Origin of the sequence: Leptospira sp. GIMC2001, from assembly GCF_028462125.1 — a bacterium.
Lineage (GTDB): Bacteria > Spirochaetota > Leptospiria > Leptospirales > Leptospiraceae.
This window is the reverse complement of the sequence record NZ_CP115468.1, coordinates 2,892,866-2,912,918: the sequence shown is the minus strand read 5'-3', so window position 1 is coordinate 2,912,918 and position 20,053 is coordinate 2,892,866. Positions and strand designations below refer to the sequence as shown.

Genomic DNA, 20,053 nt, shown 5'->3' with positions numbered 1-20,053 from the left:
ATATTTAGTTATTCAAAATTCCAAATCAACTAGACTGAGACAGGCTGAATCTTCTTTGTGTTTACCAAGTATCGTTAGAATATAAATTCCATCTGGATAGTTCATAGTCCGTTCTAGTTTTTTGATTCCGTCTAGTTCTACTCTGGAATTTTGGTTTTTTAATAATTGAATATTGATTTTTTTCTGAATAAAATCTTCGGGTAATCTTAAAACTTTATCAACATTGATTGCTTCTCTGTAAAGAATAGTAAGTTCTAGATCAGTATCAGAGCAAGAGGTGATGTCAATAAATTTCCAATTTTTGGGAACAAATTCCGATCCATTCCAATAATGGGTGAGACTCAATTCAATTTCCCAGTCAATTGTAGAAGGGCTTTCTTTTAGTTTATTCCAATGAGTCTCACTGTCATTGTCTAGAAGATTGCTTATGGATGATTCTTGTGATATTTGGTAAGACTTAGTATGGTCGACCATGCGAAAGGGAGGCGAGGATGGATAGATTTCCATTTTATTCAAATTGGATAAAACTATAATCGCATTGCCAAGAAGAACAATAGCTACAACCAAGATGGATAATGAAGTTGATCTAGACACAAACTCTAAGATTTCTTAGATAGATTATCTTCCAACTTATTTTTTTCCTATGTAAGGAATGGAAAATGTCTAAACCAGTATGAAAATAGGAATATCAGGCGGAACTGGCCTCGTCGGTAAGGCTCTCACTCAGGCAATTTTGGAACGCGGTGATGAAGTTGTAATTTTTACAAGAAATCCAGAGAAGGCAACCAAGGAATCCATATTCAAGTCTTACGATCGAAATATAGTCTATAAATCTTCTGCTTTTCCCAAACCTGATGGTTTAGAAGGACTAGACGTTATGATCAATCTCGCTGGGGAAAATTTAGCGGGAGTTCGTTGGACTAAGTCTGCGATCAAGCGTTTTTATGATTCTCGAGTTGGCCATACTCAGCAGATTGTTCAAGCAATGAAATTATGCCAATCTCCACCTAAGATTTTTTTGTCTGCGTCTGCAATCGGATTCTATGGATCGTATCCAATGAGAAGTGAACGATTTTCAGAATCATCCAGTATGGGAGATGGAATTCTTGCAGACCTAAGTTTTCATTGGGAAGAGGCAAGTAAGCTTGCTCAAGATTCGGGAATTCGAGTTATCAATCCGAGAATTGGAATTGTTTTAGATCGCAAAGGTGGAGCTCTAGGTTCATTGATTCCAATTTTTAAATCATTCGCAGGAGGTCCGTTAGGTTCTGGAAAGCAAGGAATGAGCTGGATTCATATAGATGATATAGTTGGTGGATTTCTTTTTTTGATAGATCATAAAAATTTGCAAGGAGCCTTCAATCTAACAGCTCCCAATCCTGTATCAAATGAAGATTTCTCTAATGAATTAGGAAAGGCTCTGCATCGTCCATCAGCTATTTGGACACCTAGTTTTATTCTGAACGCTCTTTTTGGAGAAGGTGCAAAAGTTGTAACAGAAGGTCAAATGGTCTATCCCGATAGATTGATTGAAAATGGATATAAATTCAAATTTTCGAATATTTCTCATGCTTTGGAAAGTCTTCTCTAATTCAAAACTTATTATTCTAGCCAAAAAAAATACCCAGGAAATAATTTGATATATACCGCGGAGGTTAACTTTATTATGAAAACAAAAATTTCTCTAACTCTGTTAGTAATTGCATCCTCGCTCATGTTTCTAGTCGCATGTGGTGACAAGCCCGCAACACAAGAGACTGCAAGTCCAGCTCCTACTGAAGTTGCTGCATTGGATGCTGATACACAAGCTGGGAAAGAAGCTTATGATATGAGCTGTGCTTCTTGCCATGGAGAACTTGGTGCTGGTGATGGAGCTGCAGCGTCAGCACTCAACCCAAAACCAAGAAATTACAAAGCACCTGCAAGTGAGTGGAAAAATGGACCAACTTTAGCTGGAGTTACCAAGACTCTTAATGAAGGAATTAAGGGAACTTCTATGGTTGCTTACAAGCATTTAGGTGATGAAACGATTGGTCAGATCGCGAAATACGTTGTTTATCTGAACCAAAACTAATTCCAATCAAAAACAAAGGAGGATTCCTCCTTTGTTTTATCGTCAGAAAAAAACTAGCTTTATCCAGCTGGGTTTGTAATCTAGCACTGATAATAAGAATTTTCAGGAGATCCCTTTAGAATGGCAGATGATTTTAAAATACGAGTGGATTACGAAGAAGGTGGAGCCCTTCCCATTCTGCATATCTCAGGTGAGATAACATCCGAAGCCGATGATGAGATCATGTCTTCTTACAATTCAATCCCCGAAAATAAAAGAACTAGAGTAATCATTAATTTCACAGAGACGAGCTATATCAACTCAGCTGGAATTGCTACACTAATAAGTTTAATTACCAAAGCATCAGAAAATTCTGGTAAAATTGAATTTGCCGGACTCAACGCACATTTCCGCAAGGTTATGGATATAGTCGGCCTTACTGATTTTGTTATTATACATGATACACTTCAACAAGCTCTAAGCTAAGGAAGCAACAATGAATTACAAGCAAGCCCAACTCAATGTTGATGGCAAATTATACGAAATCCCTTTAATCACTGGAACTGATGGACGTCAAGGCTTAGATATCTCTGAGCTATATAAGAAGACTGGTCTTATCAGCGTAGATCCTGGACTTTTTAATACTGCCATGGGTCATTCCAAAGTATCACGTAGAGTTCCAGAGACTGGTGAGTTGTTCTATCGTGGCTATGATATAGAAGAACTGACAATGAATTCAACCTTTGTTGAGACGGCATACTTACTTATTTATGGGGATCTTCCCAACAAGCAAGAGTTAGCTGATTTCTCGAGAAGACTCTCTAAACATTCCATGATCCATGAGGATATGTTGAATCTTTTTGATGGTTTTCCAGGTAAAGCGAATCCACTTGCGGCTCTATCCGTGATGGTTACTTCTTTATCCAGTTACTATCCTGATAATTATGAAGAGAACCTCGATAAGGGTGTTGATCAGGTTACTCGCTTACTTGCAAAAGTGAGAACCATTGCCGCTTTTACCCATCGACATAGTCAAGGACATCCTTTCGTTTATCCATTAGATAAACTTCCTTATTGCACTAACTTTTTGCATATGCTGCATACGATTCAAGCAGAAGGTGAATACAATGTACCTCCCGAGTTTGATTCCGTTCTCAATAAATTATGGATATTGTACGGTGATCATGAACAAAATGTATCCGCTACAACGGTTCAGATAATTGGTTCAACCAAAGCGAATCTATTTGCATCCATCGCTGCGGGAATTGCTGCTCAATGGGGTTCTCGTGAAGGCGGAAGACCAGTAGCCGCTGTTGAATTATTGGAAGATATTTTAAGAGTAGGAATGGATGCGAAGTCTTATTTTGAGAGATTCAAGACAGGTGAAGTTCCATTGCATTCTAACGGTTTCGGTCAGAAAGCATATGATGCTATTAGTCCTCGAGCTCGTGTTGCGAGAAAGGTGTTTCAAGAGTTTTATAAGAATAGAAAGCTAGATCCTATCGAAAGTCTCGCTGTTGAGATTGATAGCTTTATCTGGGATGAAGATTATTTTGTGAAGAACAATCTGTATCCCAACTTGGAATTTTATAGTGGAATCCTTTTCCATACTTTAGGAATTCCGAAAGAGTTGTTCACGTCAATGCAAGTGATTGGTAGACTTCCTGGTTGGATGGCACATTGGAGAGAACTTCGCAAAATTGGTGAGACTAGTAAAGTTCGACCAAGGCAGATTTTTGTGGGTGATATTTCAAGAAAATACATTCCGATTACTAGCAGAATCTAGAAATTATCAATTTGAGTTTGAATAAATTCTTTTTCTTCGACTTCCGTACTGAGTGTTCGCGCTCGGTACAAGTCTTTCTTCGCTTTGTCTGACTCCTTGAGTGCTTTCCAAGAAAGTCCGCGATGAAGATAGACGCTAGATAGCTGCGGTCCATTCGGATAACTTACTAGATAATTGCTAAATATTTCGACAGACTCTTTGAATCGGTTGGTATTCAGAGAAATCATAGCCAGGTTGTACAAAGCTTGTCTCTTGAGTTCGGGATATTCTTTAGCATTCGAATAAGCTGATGTTTTGAAATACTGAGCTGATTTATTGAAATCTTCATTTTGGAAATAAAAAACTCCCAACTCAAAATTATTTCTTATTGATAAAGGATTCTCCTTCCAACGACTGAGTAAAGGTTCTTCCATATCTGCTTTGCTAAGTGCTGATTTCGCTTCTCTGATTACCATATCTTTGGTTGGCATGCCGGGTAGTTTCGAAATGAAATTGCTGTGCTTGTCTAGAAACAAAAGTGTAGGGAATCCAACAGCATTGTATCGATCCATAAAATTTGGATACTCTTCACCATTGAGTCTTACGGGAATATAACCTGATAAAGCTTGGGTTACTTGCGGATCTGGGAAAATATTTTTTTCTAACGTTTTGCAATACACACACCAATCCGCATAAAGTTCCACAAAAATTGGCTTGTTCTCCTTTTTTGCTTTTTCCATAGCTTTTAGAATGGATGTCTCCCAAATAATCGGTTTCGCGGAGATGGGGGATACAAGGAATAACCAAGAAATTAAGATAAGAAAAGTCGAAATGAAAAAGAATGGAGATCTAAGCTTATAGATTTTTTGGAATCTTTCCATGAAATTATCTTTTTTAGTATTTTTCGTGTAATTGTTCATATGATTTAATGAGGTTCACAATCAAACTTTAGGTCATAATAACTTTGGTTTTCTTGGCTTGCCACTGTATTAGACTTTTTGAGAGAAAGTTTTTTCGCTTTTCCTTAGACTGTGCTCCTGAGATTTTACACCTATACATGGAATTTTTAAAGACCCTCGAATCCACCCTAAAAAAAAGAAAGGCAGAATTGCCTGATAATTCCTATACTGCAAATTTGTTTAGAGACGGCGTTGACCGAATCCTAAAAAAAGTCGGAGAAGAATCTGGAGAAGTATTGATCGCAGCAAAGAACCCTTCCCAAGCGGAGTTGTTGCATGAGATCGCAGATCTTGTTTTCCACCTAGAAGTCCTTCTTGTGGAAAAAGGACTTTCTTTTAGTGACGTAGTCGCTGAATTAGAAAAAAGACATTCCTAATTTTTATTATATTTCACCTGAGTCAAATATCATACGGATCTCATCTTCTTTAAGATTAGATCCGATTCGATTCTGATCACTTATATACTGCATACTCACTTCCCATTTTTTGATTAGCTTCAATTGGTTAACACTGATATCCAAAAATGTAATAAATTTACTATCGGGCGAAAGGATCGGGTAAGGTATAATATTCTTTTTTGCTAATATTTTATAAGAGACTGATGGATCTTTTGGAAATGCTGGATTGGGAGCATATTCATAAGCAAGTTCAGTTCTTGAAATTTCTTGATTCTTTTCATTAAGAAATCGAATGACAATCCTACGAAATAAGTCACCTGTAGGAAAGCCATGCCCTATGCTATGACCAGTAATAGCAATTTGGATGCCGGTTCGATCGGAATCAACTGAAGTTCTCATTTCTTGATTCGGTTCTCGATTCTGTGAGGATTCATTTTTAGGAAATATCTTTACAAAATCAAAATTTATACTTTTTCTTAGATAATCCTTGTTATGCCCACCTGGAAATTTGTGAGACTTGCGACCCTCTTCAGCAGCCATATGACAGTCTTGGCATGTCTCTCGATCTGCGAAGTAACTCTGCGACCAATCTTCGTAGGTATTCTGCATCGGCATATCGCTAAACTTCAACTGAGAATGTGCGACTCGTCCGTTTCCAACTGGAAAATTGAATTGGTGGCAGTTGCCACAAAATTCTGAACGATCCATACCCTTTGCGATACGATATTTATGTTCCGAGATTTTTCTCGGTAATTTAGGAACTAGTATTTTGTCTTCTCGTAGATGACAGACTATACAAGAGACACCGTCTTCTGGATTGAGTCTATGTTCTGCATTATCTGGATCACCGCCTAATTCTACCAAAGGCGAATGACAGTTTTCACACCACTGCAGAGGTTCTCTTGCATGACTCTCTTTATACAATGGATTCGAGAAAGCGACTCTATGCCGAGATTGTTCCCAATCGCTATAAATTTCCTTATGACAAGTTTTACAATCCTTGGATTGAGCCTGCATTCTATCTGCAAAAATAGGGCTTATCCCTTTATCAAAAGAATGTGGATTCTTCTCATCACAATTAAGAAGGAAAACTAATAGAAAAAAATATTTAATTTTTCCATTCAAAATCAATCATTCCTCCCATAGGAGAGACAACTCTTAGAATATGACTGCCAGGTAAAAGTGAATCCTGGGGAATCATGAATAAGAAAAGATAGGAATCTTCTAAATCCAGATCAATGTATGAAGTTGAACTTACCATGGGATAGGCGACGTAAGGTCTCGTATCAATAGGATAGAAATAAAATGAAGAGTTATTCCAAGACATACCTGAACTGATTCTCTGATTGGTCCGACCGGACAAAGTCACTGCATAGGATCTCATAAAAAGTTCAATAGGCTTATTGTCCCAAGTAAAAGTAAAATCCAAAAACTCTGGTATGATTCTATAATCTGTTTTCAAGATAAAAGCAAATAAATTATTGCCTGATAGCTTCTCAATTTCTTCCCAACGTCTTACTCGATCGGTTGGATTGGTGTCGGCTAGGCTATTGTACAATCGAATTTTAAGACGATCGATATCCTCTTTTTCAATATGAATGGCAGATGTCTTGTATTTTGCGCCATATTTTATGCTTTCCTTAGAAGTAAAACCATCCGCAGTTACTCTTAAATTTGATCGATCCGCACAAGATAAAAAGATTAGACCTACAAAGAATATAGCTAAACAATAACGTATCATAATGTTTTTGCTCAAGATTCTACTTTGGCCCCTATCTCTGATCTATCAAGTGATTTTCTATTTTGATCAGAAAAGAAAAAAACCAACCAAGCTTAATGTAACCAAAACTATTAGCGTTGGGAATTTATCAGTCGGTGGAACGGGTAAAACTCCTTTTACAATTCATTTATCTAATCTGATTTGCAATTTATTGCCAGATGCAAAAATCGCTGTACTATCTAGGGGATATGGAGGGCGATCTTCGATAAAAGGAAAATTGGTAAAAATCGATTCTGATCCAAAAGATTCAGGCGACGAACCTTTGTTATTGAAAAGAAATTTACCAAATTGTGAGATAATTGTTGGACGAGATAGAATTCGATCTTTTAATATCTTTAGCAATATTATAAACTATAAATCTTCTTTTGCTATCCTAGATGATGGATTCCAACATAGGCAGATCCATAGAGATTTGGATATTGTTCTAATAGATTCTAAGCGCCTTCTTTCGAATGGATTTACAATACCTGCTGGACACCTTCGAGAAAAATGGACCGCATTGGATCGCGCGCATATTGTTGTTTTCACTAAATGTAGAACAGATGAATTTAATCATGTAAGCGATTCTAATTTCCCAATTAAAGAATCGTCTCAAGAACAACTTAAAGATATTTTAATAAGTAAGAATAATAAAAAAACTTCTGCAATGCAGAAACTAGAGAGTCAAATCCGAAGTAAATTTCCAAAGATCAAGATTTTTCATTCAATTGAGAAATTGGAATGTCTCGTGTCCTATGATGAGCATAGCAAAATGATTACAAAACCTTTAGAATCTATTGAATCGAATCGAGTTTTTGGATTTACTGGTCTTGCAAATCCTGATTCTTTTTTACAATCGATTCAAAAGTTAAAACCTTCTGAATTCCATTCGAAAATCTACCCAGACCACTATTCTTATCCTCCAAGTAGTATAAACTTTCTCGAAACTATGCTTTTCAGAAACGATCTTTTGATCTGTACCGAAAAAGATTTTGTTAAATTCTCATTATCCGATATTTCAAAGTTTGGTGGAAAACTTTTTTATATGAAAATGAGTTCAGAAATTATCGAAAATGATCAATGGGTTAAATATTGGGAAAGCGTTCTGCACCAATAGACTTATAAACTGACCTAGGTATAGGAAGTGGTTCACCCAAAAGAATGCTAACTAAGACTTCTCCACCAAGCATTGAATATACTAGTCCTCTTGACCCAAGACCTGTATAGATCCATTTATCATGAATTTGCCCAACCACAGGCAATCGATCCTTAGATTGACATCGATGAGAAATTCTATAAAGCTCATGATCTATAGAATCTTTATTATGATTTCCTGTGAGATATTGATTTCCTACTTTGCGTTCAGATTCTAATTGATTTCGGTCATCAAGATTTAGTTCTAATTCTGACTGTATGATATTTTCTTTTTTCTCTTTCAAATCGTTTACGATCTGTTTTTTTCTATTTTGTTTGAGTTCAATAAATTCTGAACTATCGGGAATTTTTAGTATTTTCTGAAATTCACTGAATATTTTTTGTTCATCATTTTCTGACCAATCCCGATCTGTTTTGAACTCATCATAGGTAGAACCAATTAGAACTTGGTTATTCTTTGTTGTGGTAATATAGCTGTCTGAGGCTATTGGTTTATCAATATTTTGAATTTCAGGAATAGCGTTTATGATTACGGGGTTTTTCCTATCTAAAATTGTTAATTGACCGCGTACTTTTCGTAAAGGTAGATCTTCAAATCGCGTAAGTGAACTGGTTTTATAGGATATACAATAGATTGATTCTGTATCTTCAGTTCTTGTATTAGAATCGCTTTCAAATTTTTCTTGGATGATTTCTGAATCTCCAATTAAGGTTAGAACGAAATCGCGTGGAGAAATACTTCCACCTTCAGAAAAACAGATAGATGAATGTTTCTTTATTGCTACTCGTTCATCAAGTTTATGTGAATCTAATGAGGTAATATAACGATCAATTTTTACTGGATCTTCAACTTTGAATTCTAACCCTTTACTGATGATGGCATTTCTAAAAACATCTTTCTTAAGAAATTGATTCGCATAATAAAATGCCTGAAGTGAAAATTTGGAATGAGATGTTGGATATTTCGTCAAATAGGGGTAGAAGATTCCCGCTGGATTTCCAGAGGCTTCATTAGCAATTCCATTTGGATCCCATATTTTTGATGGAATACCACGAAGTCTAAGTGCATAGCTTACACTGGCTCCTGCAATTCCTGCTCCCGCAATATTTATAATTTTGGGAATTTTAGAAATAGGTTTGGATTTAATGATTGGGTTGTGGATATATTTTTTTCTATAATTTTTATAAGATGCATCATCGCTGAATTTTATTGCATCAAAAATTCCTATAGACATTTCTCGTTTGCGTCCGAAGCCTTTTTGTTTTGTAATCTTAAAGCCAACTTCACCTAAACCGCGACGAACAAAAGAAGCCGATGTATAAGTAGATAATGTTGTACCCTTAGCTGATAGTCTTGCAATTTCTTGAAATAAGGATTGTGACCACATCGCAGGATTGTTAGCTGGCGAGAATCCATCCAGATACCAAGTATCGACTGAAGCCTCCAATTCTGGTAATGTCTCAGCTACATCTCCATATAGAATCGTCAAACTTACTCGATATTTTGGAAACTGAAACCGATAGAATCCAGGTGATAAAAGATTGTATTCAACTAGGAAACCATCTAGAAGATCCAATAGATCATTTCTATTCATAAAAATATTTGTCAGGTATTTTCGAATTTCTTTTGCAGTGAGTGGATATCCTTCGACAGAGATATAATGAAGCCAATTATTGGTTGAACTTGTTTTATTCCATAGAGCAGTTGTAAGTAAGAAATTCAAGCCTGTTCCGAAACCGGTCTCAGCTATTGTAAAAAAATGTTTATCCCATTCATTTGGGTTGGAAAATCTTTTTTGAAGTTGATTGCCTTCCAGGAAAACATATTCCGTTTCTGCGATTGCGCCATCCTTGGAAAAATAAACATCGTTGAATTCCTTGGAAAATGGAGCATCCATTGGCAGTTTAGAATTGCTTTTTGAGCCTTAATACTATGCTTCTATGAAAATCCTTCCAATCGTAATTTTCATTTAGTTTCTTCATATCCGATTCACAGCCAAATTTAATAAAATCAAAGACTTCTCTTTTTTCCATGCCTACGGAATGAGCGATATCATGAACCGCTCGATCCATCCTTCTTGCATCGCGATCAGAAAGGTCGAATTCATCCCGTAGGAGAATTTCAAAATAATTGAGTTGAATCATCTATAATACTAATATGCGGCAACGAGAATGGTTTCAATCTCATTTTTTGGCAATTCACGAGGAAGACTGTCCAAAAAACTGTAGGTAGAAGCAAGAGTTGCTATACCCGGCAAATCAATTTTTTTTACTTCGTATTCGGAAAGTCTTTGAGGAATTTTTAGTTCAAGGTAAATCTTTCGAATTCCTTCCACAGCTTTAATCGCAGCTTCAATAACCGAAATATTGGAAACATCTTCATCCAAAGCTTTTGCAATATGAACATATTTTCCTGCAGAAGATGTCAGGTTGTATTCCATAACATGGGGAAGTAGAATCGCCATGGATTGATAAATATCTAGATTTGTTATTGTTGACGCAGAGAGAGAGAGCGCATAACATAAACCAAGCGAACTAACGGATTGAGCAATTCCCGTAAGTAGGCTTGCGGAATACAATGCGCTTCTAGATCCCATATTCTTCGATTCACGAATTGCAGGAATGATATTTTTTGAAACCAATTCAATTGCTCTTAGTGCATTGGAATTGGTTAGGTCATTGGAATACTTCGAAAGTAGGGAATCAACAGCAGCAGATAGAATTGCAATTCCAGTTTTTGCAATATCGGATGTCGAAAGTCCAACTGAAATTTTTGGATCACAGATAATCATGGTTGGAAATAACCATTCGTGGGATATGTATTTTCTATTGCGATCCCGATCATCGGTAATGGTTAGGAAAGGACTTGCCTCATTGCCCATGACAGGTCTTGTAGGAATTACTACAAGCGGAAGTGGTGGATTTTTTATTGCTTTTCGTCCACCAAACAATTCTTCTGCGAAACAATCATTTGTTGCCAATAATGCAATTGCTTTGCCTGCATTGATGGATTCAAATCCACCATAGACTACTATACAATTTGCATTTGCAATTCTTGCGAAATAAGATGCACTGTCTAAATCTTTGAAGTTTGCAACTTTTTCAATGTCGTCATAGACGATCACGCCATCTGCATGTTTTTCTAAACTAGTTTTGATAATGGTAAGCTCATCAGGATTTTCCATTTCTGATTGAGTGGATAAGAGAATGATGCGAGAACCAACGTTTTTTACGAGGGTTCCCGACTTGTAGGTACAATCTATTTCAAAGTGGATTTTTGGAGGAAAATTGAAGTTTATCCATTCCGGTAAGACTGGCATGTAGAGGATAGAGTCTTAAGGATAGAGGCTAGGGAAATTTTAACCTAGAAAAACCTCAGTAATCCTTTCAGAAATTTTATTTAAAACTTCAGGGCTCAATTCATCATATTCGCCATTTTTTAATTTCTCTTTAACTGCTTTGATTTTGTCGGTTTTCTCTTGAGTTTCTGGCTCATTCAAAATCTGCTTAGCAATTGTTGTAACTTCCTGACGAACTTTAGCTTCCATTGAAAGCTGTTTCGCTGCATCGGAAATTGTTACGCTGTCTTGTCCAAGACTTGTCTCTGACTTAGGTGTTGTAGATGCTTTTTTTGGTTCGTAGCCTGAGCCACCAACTCTTCCAATTCTATCAATATTCATTTTTTCTACCCTCTATATTATTATATCGGCTCTTCAGGTAAATGCTTGAGTGAAAATTTTCCATGATTATTGATTAAAATCGTAAATTCTCCCTTTAAATTCGGGGGATTTGTTCTCATTTTCTCCGGACTTTCGTAGTACAATACTTCTTCATGCAATTTAGTCAACTCTCTTCCGATGATAATTTCCTGATTCGGAAAGACATCACAGAGTATTTCAATCAATACTGGCATTTTGTGAACAGATTCGTAGCAGACAATGAGTCCATCGATTTGCTTGGATGCTTCTAGCTGAGACCGTTTCTTTCCTTTTTTTTTCGGACAGAAACCCAAGGAAAATTGTGGGATTGGCTTGGAACCCTGAGATGCTTACGATTGCCGCTAGAGCACTCGCACCTGGAATTGGTATGCAGCTGATATTCTTAGAGCGAAGAAAGCGCACAACATTTGATCCAGGGTCAGATAAGCCAGGAGTTCCCGCATCCGACACCAAGCAATAAGATTGACCCTTTCGCAGACCATCGTATATCCATTCAAAATAATTCGGATCGGAAGATCTGTGTAGAGTCTTAGCCTGCGTAGTGATTCCCAAGTCTTTGAGAAGTGGAATGGTTGTTCTTGAGTCTTCACAAAGAATCAAATCGACTTCTTTGAATTTTTCAATTGCTCTTAAAGTAATATCTGCCTTATTCCCAATAGGAGTTGCTACAACATAGAAATTACCGATTTGAATTTTGGCAGACATATTAAAATATTCTAATTTTGCAAATTAACGATTGCAACCAGGAGGATCCACTCCGGCTGGGCATTGGCATCCAAATTCTTCAGTTCCTGGGTAATTGCATGGATTGCAGTTTGTACCAACAGGACAACTGGACGGACTGCTACAATTGGGAACAGAGCAGGCGAGAGAATTGCAACCAGAACCAACTTCACAGAAATTGGGTCTAATGGATGAGCACTTGCTCACAGGAGTTGATTGGTTAGATACTAAACCAGAGTTGAGTAGTGATCGCAAAGTAAAAGTATAAACAAGGCATTGTTGAAATGGTACGAGGCCAGGTGGTGGTGCAAAGTTTTTAATTTTTCTTATGACGACTTTATTGGCTTCGGTGGAATTTTCAATGGGTAAATGTGCGAATGAAGGTGGAATTCCATCTTCTAAATATTCGCCAGCGAGTGTCTCAGCTAATGACGGTGTGGTCGTGGATATGTAGAGATTATAACCTACAAACTGTGGTTCACGATTCGTTACAAAATAATGCAGGAAGTAATCAGGTTTAGCGGACAGGCTAGGACTGCCGACAATGGTTCCGTCTGCATTCACATTGCTAGTTGAAGGTAATACAGTAAAAATTTGAGGAACAGCAACGGGAACCAAGAAAACAAAAGGTGCAACGGGAGTGTCAGTATTCGTGCCACAGGATATAAAAACTACTGACAAAATCGCTATACATATTTGCTTCTTAAGAGAGCTTATCATTAGGGATAGGATTTGTGAAAATCCTCTAGAGTAAAGGAGAAAAAAACAGAATGGGAATTCAGAAAAAACTTACTTATGTGGGTATGTTCTTTGCATTTATAATTTTAATTTATTTTTTGTTTTCAACAAGCGATAGCGATAAAAAGAAAAAAGCCATACGATCAGAAGATCTTTCTTTCTTGCTGGGAGGATCCTCTTCTGGCGGTGCCAATTCCAACCCAAAAGGCAATCCGATGGGCGTGCGAGATGCAGACAGCAAGTCTGTTTTTGATTCTGACTTCTATAATTCCGGTGGGATGACTTATGAAGAAGAGCAGGCAAATAAAGATGGAAAATCTGGCGAGATTCCTATCAACCCGCAAACTGGAAAGCCCTATCCAGAAGAAGCCATGGCTCAATTTGATCGTCTTCGTGAAGCATTTCCAGGAAATGATCTAATACCAAAAAGATTGACCCCTGATGTGAAGGCTCAGCAAGAAGCAAAAGCAGAGAAACTAGCCCAGGCAACTAGAAATGTTTTAGCTAACAATGCAAAGGCGGAAGATATAGAATACTATTATTCGAACATGGAGAAGCAATCGAAAGATCGACTAGAAATTATAGAATACTTGGTTGATACACAGGGTGGAGCCAATGAAGAGATGGACAAAAAGTTCCAAGATGTTATGGAAGGAATCAAAGCTCAAGCAGCCCAGATCACTCGTGAAAAAGAAGAAGCATATAAACGAGCAGGATTACTGTAATTTACTAAATATAAATGAATAATGGGAGCTCAATAAAATATTTTTTTGCGTTTGCAATTGTTTGAATAAATATGCAATCTATCCAAAGCCATGAGTAAAAAAGCAAAAATATACATAAGCATTGGATCGTTAACAGTAATTTTTTCCTTATTGTATTTGGGAATTAGTTATTTCTTTTCGAGTGAAATCGTTGCATTCAAGGTTAGAGCAATGGATGAGGATAGAAACAAGCAAACTGCCAATACACTGGCTGGCTTTTCCCTCCCTGAACCTGAAGAACATAGCTTTCAAAATGGTCCCATCAAATTGAAGGCATGGTATTTCAAAAATCCAAAAGGAAAGAAGTGTGGAACGATTCTTTTGCATGGATTCACTGGAACCAGATGGGGGGTTATGAAGTATGCTCCGATATTTTGGAAAAGAGGATGCAGTATTTTCGCTTTCGATCACAGGCATCATGGAGAATCTTCTGGAGAATTTGGAACATTTGGTTTTTATGAAAAGTTTGATCTAGAAAACGCTTTCGATTATTTCTCAGAAATTTCTGGTATTCCTGAAGAGCGTATTGGTGTGTTAGGTGAGTCCTATGGTGCCGTCACATCTTTATTGATGGCTGGACTTGGTAAAAAAGTTGCCTTTGTAATTGCTGATTCCCCATTCAGTAACCTAAAAACTATTATAGCGAAGAAAGGTGTTGACATATACGGATCATTTGTGTTAGCTTTTGTTCCGACAGCATTCTTACTTGCGGAGAATCGTGCAGATTTCAAAGCCGATGAGGTAGATGCTGTATCCTGCGCCAAAAATATTAAAGTTCCCGTTTTAATTATTCATTCTAGGTCAGATGATTATACTCCTCACGAACATTCTGAACAGATATTTGATGCGATTCCAGGTAATAAAAAAATGATCGCATTGACTGGATGGGGTTCAGCGCATGCTAAGTCGATTAACGATGATTTCAATAGCTACGAATCAATTGTTGTTGAATTCTTGGAGAACTTTGCACCAACGCATTAATTGTCATGGCACATTATTCTCTTGTAGTAGTTGGTTTAAATGTTCATGAACAGATGAATCCTTTTTTGATTCACAAAGATTCTGAACCGTATCCGATGTATCTGCAAGAATTTGAAATTATCAAGATTGAAAAAGAATACAATGTTGATAGAGATAATATTGCTACTTTTATTCAGTGCTTATCAGATTTTATGCGGTTGGATGCAGGATTCAATGATGATGGCTTTTTTTACACTTCCACTCTAAATCCAAATGGTAAATGGAAAAGTTACGAAATCGGTGGACGTTGGCAAGGAATCTTGTCATTAAAAGATCATTTGCTAACCGACGATATTTTAAATCTAAGAAAAATAGAAGAAAGATTGAAGAATGGAATCATCATTAGAAACCCGGAACAAATTTTCGAAGATAGTCAATTGCAGAAACCTGCCGATAATAATAATCTAACAAGATTTAGTTCACTTGCAAGAAAAGTCGATATTGATTTTTCGCGAGTTGAGATGAATTATAGTCCCAAATTTCAAAATTATATATATGGTAATTTTCTTCCTTATGCTTTTTTGCGAGATTATCATTGGTATGACAAGGGAAGATTGGGTGTCCATGCCTATCCTGGCGAAGTGGAGAAAACTGATCTTGCTTGGCTTGAGGAATGGACTTGGCTAATGGACGATGTAGAGAATGAAGAATATCTCACAATCGTCGACTGTGAGATATAGAACTTTTCTTATTTTTTATTATTATCCGCTTTCAATTTATCCATGAAAGGTGACAACAAGTCGAGAGGAATAGGCAACACAATTGTGGAGGTTTTGTCACCCGCAATCTCAACGAGAGTTTGCAAGAATCGAAGTTGAACCGAGATTGGATGCGATTCCAAAACCTGAGCTGCTTCGGATAATTTAGCAGACGCTTGGTGCTCACCTTCTGCCTTGATCACTTTTGCTCTCCTTTCTCTCTCCGCTTCAGCCTGTTTTGCCATAGCTCTCTGCATGTTTTCTGGTAAGTCAATATGCTTGACTTCAACCATGGTAACTTTAACGCCCCAAGCATCGGTTTGCTCATCAATCACAGCTTGTAGTTCTGCATTGATCTTGTCTCTCTGAGCTAAGATCTCATCTAGTTCGGATTGTCCCATAATCGATCGAAGTGTTGTCTGTGACAATTGAAGCGTTGCGTAAAGATAATCTTCTATTTGAATGATTGCTCTCGCAGGATCCACCACTCGGAAATAAATTACTGCATTGACTTTGATGGAAACGTTGTCTTTCGTGATAACATCTTGAGGTGCAACGTCTGTCGTGATTGTTCGAAGGCTAATTTTACTGAGTTTATCAATAAAAGGAATGATAACAATCAGACCTGGACCTTTTACTGCCGAAAATCTTCCGAGTCGAAAGATTACTCCTCTCTCGTATTCTTTCAATATCTTGACAGACATGGAAAGAAAAACTATTCCAATAACAATTAATGGTAAAAATGATTCCATTCGTTTACTCCTATATTTTTATTTTATCTTGACTCTAAGTATAAGTCCGTCGCGCGAATCAACAATGACATGTGATCCTTTTGGAATGGATGAATCTATGGAACGTCCTTGCCATATCTCTCCATTTATGAAAACTTGTCCTGAATCTTTCGTAATATCTGTATTAGCTTTGCCCACAAGAGATTTCATAAAATCATCACCACTTGCCAGCTTTTGCTTCATAGCTTGAAGTGCTTTGAATGCGAGAAATGCAGCTATCGAACCTGTTGCTAAACTTGTTGAAAGTGCTATTCCGATAGATACTCGAGCCATCTCGTTTCCAGAATCCGCGAGCATCATTGCACCGATTACCATGGATATGATCCCAGCAATCGTGAGCATTCCATAACTCATGATGCTAACTTCCAATACAAAACATATCAGCCCAACCATCATGAGTCCTACTCCTGCATAGCTGAGTGAAAGTGTATGCATGGAATACAATCCGAGAATTAAGCATATAACGCCTGCTACGCCAGGAAATATAGCTCCTGGATATTGAATTTCTGCAATCAGTCCGAGTGTGCCGATCATCATCAGAATATAGGCAATATTTGGATCGGCGATTAGCTTTAGGAATTCCTGACGAAAATCTGTCTCAAGATTGATGATCTCAACATTTTGTAGATCAAGTGTAACGGTTCCCGTTACCATACGAATCTTTCTTCCATTTGCTTGTTGCAGTAAATCTTGATCATTCTCTGCAATAATTTCGATAACAGATCTATTTTTTGCTTCGATGGATGTGATATTGTCAGCAAAAGTTATTGATCGTTCAGCAAATTTTGGGTCACGTCCATGATATAAAGCGAGACTTTTAATTTGCGCTACAGCATGATTGATTAGTTTTCTTTTTAGATTGACTTGGTCGTCTGTACCAGCTTTGTCTGGAATGTCATTTGATTGAGGTTTGCTCGGTTCTTTTCCATCAGGAGAGCTTCCACCCATTTGAACAGGAGTCGCAGATCCTATGTTAGATGCAGGAGACATTGCTGCTAAATGTGATGCATAAAGTATAAAAACTCCTGCAGAACCACAGGAAGCACCACTGGGTGAAATGTATGTGATTACAGGAACATTCGAAGATAGTATTCTCCGAATCATCTTATCCATAGAAGTCATAAGTCCACCAGGTGTATCCATTGATACGATCAAAGCTTTTGCGTTAGCTTCTTCAGCTTTGTCCAATGCTTCGGAAAGCAGATCCAAGCTTGATGGTGTAATCGCACCTTCCAAAGTAAGCTTCATTACAATTTTTTTCTCTTGCGATGAATCATGTTGTAATGGTTCTAAATTTTCTGCTTGAAGGTTGGAATAAATAAATCCAAAACCTAGTAAAAAGATGGATAGAAGTATTGTGATTGCGTAGAATTTTTTCATAAATCTAGCTATTAGATCATATGAAACCCAGAAAAAGTCAATTTTAAAAAATATAATTTATGATGCTTCCATATCATATTTTCCTAATGAATCAAGAACGAAAAGTTTTCCTGGATCGTTCGGTAAGCGATTTACCATTCGGTCACGAATCAATTGATTGATTGCTTCTTGTATGTCTTTTAGATCCAGGCCTGCTCTTAGTATTGCCCATTTGAGAAAAGGTTGTAAGCCAACAACATATCCATTATTTAAGGGTTTCCCATGAATATTCGCAAATGTTGCGAGGTTAGATTTTACTATATTTTTCCTATCCCCTTTTAGAAGGGCAGTGATTTGATAATTGGCTTCTCTTAATCGATTGGATAGAATCTTCACCAAACGAAGAGTAAATTCTGAATTGGTTTGGATTAGTTGTTGTAGCAAATTTTCAGTAACTGGAAATAATAAAGATGAACTTATTGCTACGGCTCTTGCACTTCGGGGTTTATTGTCTATTAGCGCCATCTCTCCGAACATATCACCAGCTTTTAGTTCAATAAGTAATTTATAGGCATCATTGATTCTTTTGTGAATTCCAACTGAACCTGAGATCAAGATGTACATTTCATTTGCTGGATCGTTTTCTTCGAAGATGATTTCTCCAGCTTTGAAATTTTTACCTTTTTTCTTGATGAGTTCTTCTGAGAATTTCATATCTAGTAAATATATTTCTAAGCATTAAATAATTCAACAGCTTTAAATGAAAAAAATAAATACTAAATTGGAGTTTTTCTATCTTTCTAGAGTTGCTGTCATAGACCCTTTAGAATTTTGCATACGAATATCGGGTCCATAGTTTAGAATTTGATCTTGAATATGTTCCGCATGCTCGAATTCTCCAGAGAAGACGATGGTTTTTTTCTTATTATCCACTTCTACAGCATGTTCAAATGCTTGTTCAACCGTCATTTGGCAGATTTCAACTAACATTTCAATCACGTATTCATAAGTATGCTCATTGTCGTCCCAAAGTACAACTCGACAAGGCCCTCCTGGTTTAGGAGGTTTTACTTCTGTGGAAATATCTATACCTGGTAGTGCGACCGAGGCCATGATTCAATTGTATAAGATAGAGAACTTTAGATCAAGCAGGATTCTTTTTCTTTTGAATTGCGATCTTGACATGTTCAACAACATTCTTTGCTCTGAGGCCAAAATAGTCCATCAACCCTGACCAAGTTCCCGATTTACCAAAACTGTCTTTCATGCCTAATTTTATTATAGGAACCGGATATTCTTCTGACAAGAATTCAGAAACTGCGGATCCAAGTCCACCGACAACATTATGCTCTTCGCATGTAACAACTGCTCCGCATTTCTTGGCATAGGCTAGGATTTTCTCACGATCAATCGGTTTGATTGTAGCCATATTCAATAGCGTAGCTGATATTCCCTCTTGGGTTAAGAGAGGAAGTGCTTCAATCGCTTCAGACACCATCACACCATTTGCAATGATCAAGACATCCGTCCCTTCAGCTAGGACTTCAGCTTTACCAATTTCAAATTGGTAGTTATCTCTATGAATGAGTGGAATGGGTGGTCTACCTACTCGAACATAAACTGGTCCTTTGAATTCTGCGATCTTTTTAATTACTTGTTTCGTCTCATTAAAATCGGATGGACATATTACTGTCATCTCTGGTATAACTCGCATTATAGCAAAATCTTCAATGCATTGGTGAGATGCTCCGTCTTCTCCAACGGTTATTCCACCATGCGATGCAACAAGCTTCACATTCAATTTAGGATAGACGACTGAGTTTCTAACAACTTCCCAAGCTCTACCTGATAGAAACATTGCAAAAGAGGATGCAAAAGGAGTAAATCCAGCAAGCGCAAGTCCTGCTGCATGACCTACAAGATTTTGTTCTGCTACACCAACGTTGAAGAATCTATCTGGATACTTTTTGCGAAAGTCGGCAGTCTTCGTGGAACCCGATAGATCAGCATCTAATACTACGACGTCTTTTCGTTCGTCACCTAACTCAACTAAGGCTTCCCCATAAGCGTCTCGGGTTGCTTTTTTATCGGTGGTAGATTGGCTAGGTGCTCCCATATGGTCAAATACTTCCTATAATTACTCTATTTACAT

23 protein-coding genes and 1 pseudogene are annotated in these 20,053 nt (G+C 37.3%); 9 read left to right on the top strand and 15 right to left on the bottom strand.

Going from position 1 to position 20,053, the window contains the following annotated elements; all coding sequences use genetic code 11:
* Window positions 1-12: 12 nt before the first annotated feature.
* Window positions 13-594 carry a hypothetical protein gene (locus O4O04_RS14915; protein ID WP_272532578.1) on the bottom strand — a complete coding sequence of 194 codons (582 nt, stop codon included), beginning with the start codon at window positions 592-594 and terminating at the stop codon, window positions 13-15.
* A gap of 79 nt (window positions 595-673) precedes the next feature.
* On the opposite strand from O4O04_RS14915, the gene O4O04_RS14910 reads away from it, so the two are divergent.
* From O4O04_RS14910 to O4O04_RS14895, 4 genes are all read left to right on the top strand, one after another.
* Window positions 674-1,591 carry a TIGR01777 family oxidoreductase gene (locus O4O04_RS14910; protein ID WP_272532577.1) on the top strand — a complete coding sequence of 306 codons (918 nt, stop codon included), beginning with the start codon at window positions 674-676 and terminating at the stop codon, window positions 1,589-1,591.
* A gap of 75 nt (window positions 1,592-1,666) precedes the next feature.
* Window positions 1,667-2,074, top strand: a complete 408-nt coding sequence (locus tag O4O04_RS14905; protein ID WP_272532576.1) for a c-type cytochrome — start codon at window positions 1,667-1,669, stop codon at window positions 2,072-2,074.
* A 120-nt stretch (window positions 2,075-2,194) separates the two neighbouring features.
* Window positions 2,195-2,539: an STAS domain-containing protein gene (locus tag O4O04_RS14900; RefSeq protein ID WP_272532574.1), complete on the top strand. Its 345-nt coding sequence runs from the start codon at window positions 2,195-2,197 to the stop codon at window positions 2,537-2,539.
* A gap of 10 nt (window positions 2,540-2,549) precedes the next feature.
* A complete protein-coding gene (locus O4O04_RS14895; RefSeq protein ID WP_272532573.1) occupies window positions 2,550-3,839 on the top strand; it encodes a citrate/2-methylcitrate synthase in 1,290 nt (429 codons plus the stop codon).
* On the opposite strand, the gene O4O04_RS14890 is transcribed toward O4O04_RS14895, so the two are convergent.
* Window positions 3,836-4,699 (bottom strand): thioredoxin family protein, encoded by an 864-nt coding sequence (locus tag O4O04_RS14890; RefSeq protein ID WP_272532572.1) that lies wholly within the window; start codon window positions 4,697-4,699, stop codon window positions 3,836-3,838. The two genes, O4O04_RS14895 and O4O04_RS14890, sit on opposite strands and share 4 nt — an antisense overlap.
* A 176-nt stretch (window positions 4,700-4,875) precedes the next feature.
* Between O4O04_RS14890 and hisE the strand changes: the two genes are divergently transcribed.
* Window positions 4,876-5,154 carry a phosphoribosyl-ATP diphosphatase gene (hisE, locus tag O4O04_RS14885; RefSeq protein WP_272532571.1) on the top strand — a complete coding sequence of 93 codons (279 nt, stop codon included), beginning with the start codon at window positions 4,876-4,878 and terminating at the stop codon, window positions 5,152-5,154.
* Between the two features lie 6 nt (window positions 5,155-5,160).
* Here the strand turns inward: hisE and O4O04_RS14880 are convergent, their stop codons facing one another.
* Window positions 5,161-6,300 carry a multiheme c-type cytochrome gene (locus O4O04_RS14880; protein ID WP_272532570.1) on the bottom strand — a complete coding sequence of 380 codons (1,140 nt, stop codon included), beginning with the start codon at window positions 6,298-6,300 and terminating at the stop codon, window positions 5,161-5,163.
* Entirely contained in the window at window positions 6,284-6,916 is a 633-nt protein-coding gene (locus tag O4O04_RS14875) for a hypothetical protein (RefSeq protein ID WP_272532569.1), read from the bottom strand. Before O4O04_RS14875 ends, O4O04_RS14880 begins: the two co-directional genes overlap by 17 nt.
* A gap of 1 nt (window position 6,917) precedes the next feature.
* Between O4O04_RS14875 and lpxK the strand changes: the two genes are divergently transcribed.
* Window positions 6,918-8,051 carry a tetraacyldisaccharide 4'-kinase gene (gene lpxK / locus O4O04_RS14870; RefSeq protein ID WP_272532568.1) on the top strand — a complete coding sequence of 378 codons (1,134 nt, stop codon included), beginning with the start codon at window positions 6,918-6,920 and terminating at the stop codon, window positions 8,049-8,051.
* Here the strand turns inward: lpxK and mnmD are convergent.
* The 6 genes and pseudogenes from mnmD to O4O04_RS14835 form a co-directional block, all read right to left on the bottom strand.
* Complete coding sequence (gene mnmD, locus O4O04_RS14865) at window positions 8,020-9,987, bottom strand: tRNA (5-methylaminomethyl-2-thiouridine)(34)-methyltransferase MnmC2 (RefSeq protein WP_272532567.1); 1,968 nt, start codon at window positions 9,985-9,987, stop codon at window positions 8,020-8,022. The two genes, lpxK and mnmD, sit on opposite strands and share 32 nt — an antisense overlap.
* Window positions 9,988-9,994: 7 nt before the next feature.
* On the bottom strand, window positions 9,995-10,234 hold the full coding sequence (locus tag O4O04_RS14860; protein WP_272532566.1) for a hypothetical protein: 240 nt from the start codon (window positions 10,232-10,234) through the stop codon (window positions 9,995-9,997).
* An 8-nt stretch (window positions 10,235-10,242) separates the two neighbouring features.
* Entirely contained in the window at window positions 10,243-11,409 is a 1,167-nt protein-coding gene (locus tag O4O04_RS14855) for an iron-containing alcohol dehydrogenase (RefSeq protein ID WP_272532565.1), read from the bottom strand.
* A gap of 39 nt (window positions 11,410-11,448) precedes the next feature.
* Window positions 11,449-11,769, bottom strand: coding sequence for a flagellar biosynthesis anti-sigma factor FlgM (locus tag O4O04_RS14850; protein ID WP_272532564.1), 321 nt, complete (start codon window positions 11,767-11,769; stop codon window positions 11,449-11,451).
* 20 nt (window positions 11,770-11,789) lie between these two features.
* Window positions 11,790-12,513, bottom strand: a pseudogene (gene rsmI, locus O4O04_RS14840) (16S rRNA (cytidine(1402)-2'-O)-methyltransferase).
* A gap of 24 nt (window positions 12,514-12,537) precedes the next feature.
* On the bottom strand, window positions 12,538-13,251 hold the full coding sequence (locus O4O04_RS14835; RefSeq protein WP_272532559.1) for an LIC11073 family putative lipoprotein: 714 nt from the start codon (window positions 13,249-13,251) through the stop codon (window positions 12,538-12,540).
* Window positions 13,252-13,301: 50 nt separating this feature from the next.
* Here O4O04_RS14835 and O4O04_RS14830 point away from each other — a divergent pair, with 50 nt between their 5' ends.
* The 3 genes from O4O04_RS14830 (at window position 13,302) to O4O04_RS14820 (ending at window position 15,733) form a co-directional block, all read left to right on the top strand.
* Window positions 13,302-13,994 (top strand): LIC_20245 family lipoprotein, encoded by a 693-nt coding sequence (locus tag O4O04_RS14830; RefSeq protein WP_272532558.1) that lies wholly within the window; start codon window positions 13,302-13,304, stop codon window positions 13,992-13,994.
* Between the two features lie 90 nt (window positions 13,995-14,084).
* Entirely contained in the window at window positions 14,085-15,014 is a 930-nt protein-coding gene (locus O4O04_RS14825) for an alpha/beta hydrolase (RefSeq protein WP_272532557.1), read from the top strand.
* A gap of 5 nt (window positions 15,015-15,019) precedes the next feature.
* Window positions 15,020-15,733, top strand: coding sequence for a hypothetical protein (locus O4O04_RS14820; protein ID WP_272532556.1), 714 nt, complete (start codon window positions 15,020-15,022; stop codon window positions 15,731-15,733).
* An 8-nt stretch (window positions 15,734-15,741) separates the two neighbouring features.
* Here the strand turns inward: O4O04_RS14820 and O4O04_RS14815 are convergent, their stop codons facing one another.
* The 5 genes from O4O04_RS14815 to O4O04_RS14795 all read right to left on the bottom strand — a co-directional run bounded on the left by O4O04_RS14815 (window position 15,742) and on the right by O4O04_RS14795 (window position 20,017).
* Complete coding sequence (locus O4O04_RS14815) at window positions 15,742-16,503, bottom strand: slipin family protein (RefSeq protein ID WP_272532554.1); 762 nt, start codon at window positions 16,501-16,503, stop codon at window positions 15,742-15,744.
* An 18-nt stretch (window positions 16,504-16,521) separates the two neighbouring features.
* The gene (locus tag O4O04_RS14810; RefSeq protein WP_272532553.1) at window positions 16,522-17,922 is read right to left on the bottom strand and encodes an NfeD family protein; all 1,401 of its coding nucleotides are present in this window, start codon (window positions 17,920-17,922) and stop codon (window positions 16,522-16,524) included.
* A gap of 57 nt (window positions 17,923-17,979) precedes the next feature.
* The gene (locus O4O04_RS14805; protein WP_272532552.1) at window positions 17,980-18,615 is read right to left on the bottom strand and encodes a Crp/Fnr family transcriptional regulator; all 636 of its coding nucleotides are present in this window, start codon (window positions 18,613-18,615) and stop codon (window positions 17,980-17,982) included.
* 78 nt (window positions 18,616-18,693) lie between these two features.
* On the bottom strand, window positions 18,694-19,014 hold the full coding sequence (locus O4O04_RS14800) for an ATP-dependent Clp protease adaptor ClpS (RefSeq protein ID WP_272532551.1): 321 nt from the start codon (window positions 19,012-19,014) through the stop codon (window positions 18,694-18,696).
* Window positions 19,015-19,045: 31 nt separating this feature from the next.
* Window positions 19,046-20,017, bottom strand: a complete 972-nt coding sequence (locus O4O04_RS14795) for a transketolase family protein (protein ID WP_272532550.1) — start codon at window positions 20,015-20,017, stop codon at window positions 19,046-19,048.
* Window positions 20,018-20,053: the final 36 nt, after the last annotated feature.

Coding starts and splice junctions, on each gene's coding strand:
- O4O04_RS14910 (WP_272532577.1), top strand. CDS start 674: ATGAAAATAGGAATATCAGGCGGAACTGGCCTCGTCGGTAAGGCTCTC.
- O4O04_RS14905 (WP_272532576.1), top strand. CDS start 1,667: ATGAAAACAAAAATTTCTCTAACTCTGTTAGTAATTGCATCCTCGCTC.
- O4O04_RS14900 (WP_272532574.1), top strand. CDS start 2,195: ATGGCAGATGATTTTAAAATACGAGTGGATTACGAAGAAGGTGGAGCC.
- O4O04_RS14895 (WP_272532573.1), top strand. CDS start 2,550: ATGAATTACAAGCAAGCCCAACTCAATGTTGATGGCAAATTATACGAA.
- O4O04_RS14890 (WP_272532572.1), bottom strand. CDS start 4,699: ATGGAAAGATTCCAAAAAATCTATAAGCTTAGATCTCCATTCTTTTTC.
- hisE (WP_272532571.1), top strand. CDS start 4,876: ATGGAATTTTTAAAGACCCTCGAATCCACCCTAAAAAAAAGAAAGGCA.
- O4O04_RS14875 (WP_272532569.1), bottom strand. CDS start 6,916: ATGATACGTTATTGTTTAGCTATATTCTTTGTAGGTCTAATCTTTTTA.
- lpxK (WP_272532568.1), top strand. CDS start 6,918: ATGTTTTTGCTCAAGATTCTACTTTGGCCCCTATCTCTGATCTATCAA.
- mnmD (WP_272532567.1), bottom strand. CDS start 9,987: ATGGATGCTCCATTTTCCAAGGAATTCAACGATGTTTATTTTTCCAAG.
- O4O04_RS14860 (WP_272532566.1), bottom strand. CDS start 10,234: ATGATTCAACTCAATTATTTTGAAATTCTCCTACGGGATGAATTCGAC.
- O4O04_RS14855 (WP_272532565.1), bottom strand. CDS start 11,409: ATGCCAGTCTTACCGGAATGGATAAACTTCAATTTTCCTCCAAAAATC.
- O4O04_RS14850 (WP_272532564.1), bottom strand. CDS start 11,769: ATGAATATTGATAGAATTGGAAGAGTTGGTGGCTCAGGCTACGAACCA.
- O4O04_RS14835 (WP_272532559.1), bottom strand. CDS start 13,251: ATGATAAGCTCTCTTAAGAAGCAAATATGTATAGCGATTTTGTCAGTA.
- O4O04_RS14830 (WP_272532558.1), top strand. CDS start 13,302: ATGGGAATTCAGAAAAAACTTACTTATGTGGGTATGTTCTTTGCATTT.
- O4O04_RS14825 (WP_272532557.1), top strand. CDS start 14,085: ATGAGTAAAAAAGCAAAAATATACATAAGCATTGGATCGTTAACAGTA.
- O4O04_RS14820 (WP_272532556.1), top strand. CDS start 15,020: ATGGCACATTATTCTCTTGTAGTAGTTGGTTTAAATGTTCATGAACAG.
- O4O04_RS14815 (WP_272532554.1), bottom strand. CDS start 16,503: ATGGAATCATTTTTACCATTAATTGTTATTGGAATAGTTTTTCTTTCC.
- O4O04_RS14810 (WP_272532553.1), bottom strand. CDS start 17,922: ATGAAAAAATTCTACGCAATCACAATACTTCTATCCATCTTTTTACTA.
- O4O04_RS14805 (WP_272532552.1), bottom strand. CDS start 18,615: ATGAAATTCTCAGAAGAACTCATCAAGAAAAAAGGTAAAAATTTCAAA.
- O4O04_RS14800 (WP_272532551.1), bottom strand. CDS start 19,014: ATGGCCTCGGTCGCACTACCAGGTATAGATATTTCCACAGAAGTAAAA.
- O4O04_RS14795 (WP_272532550.1), bottom strand. CDS start 20,017: ATGGGAGCACCTAGCCAATCTACCACCGATAAAAAAGCAACCCGAGAC.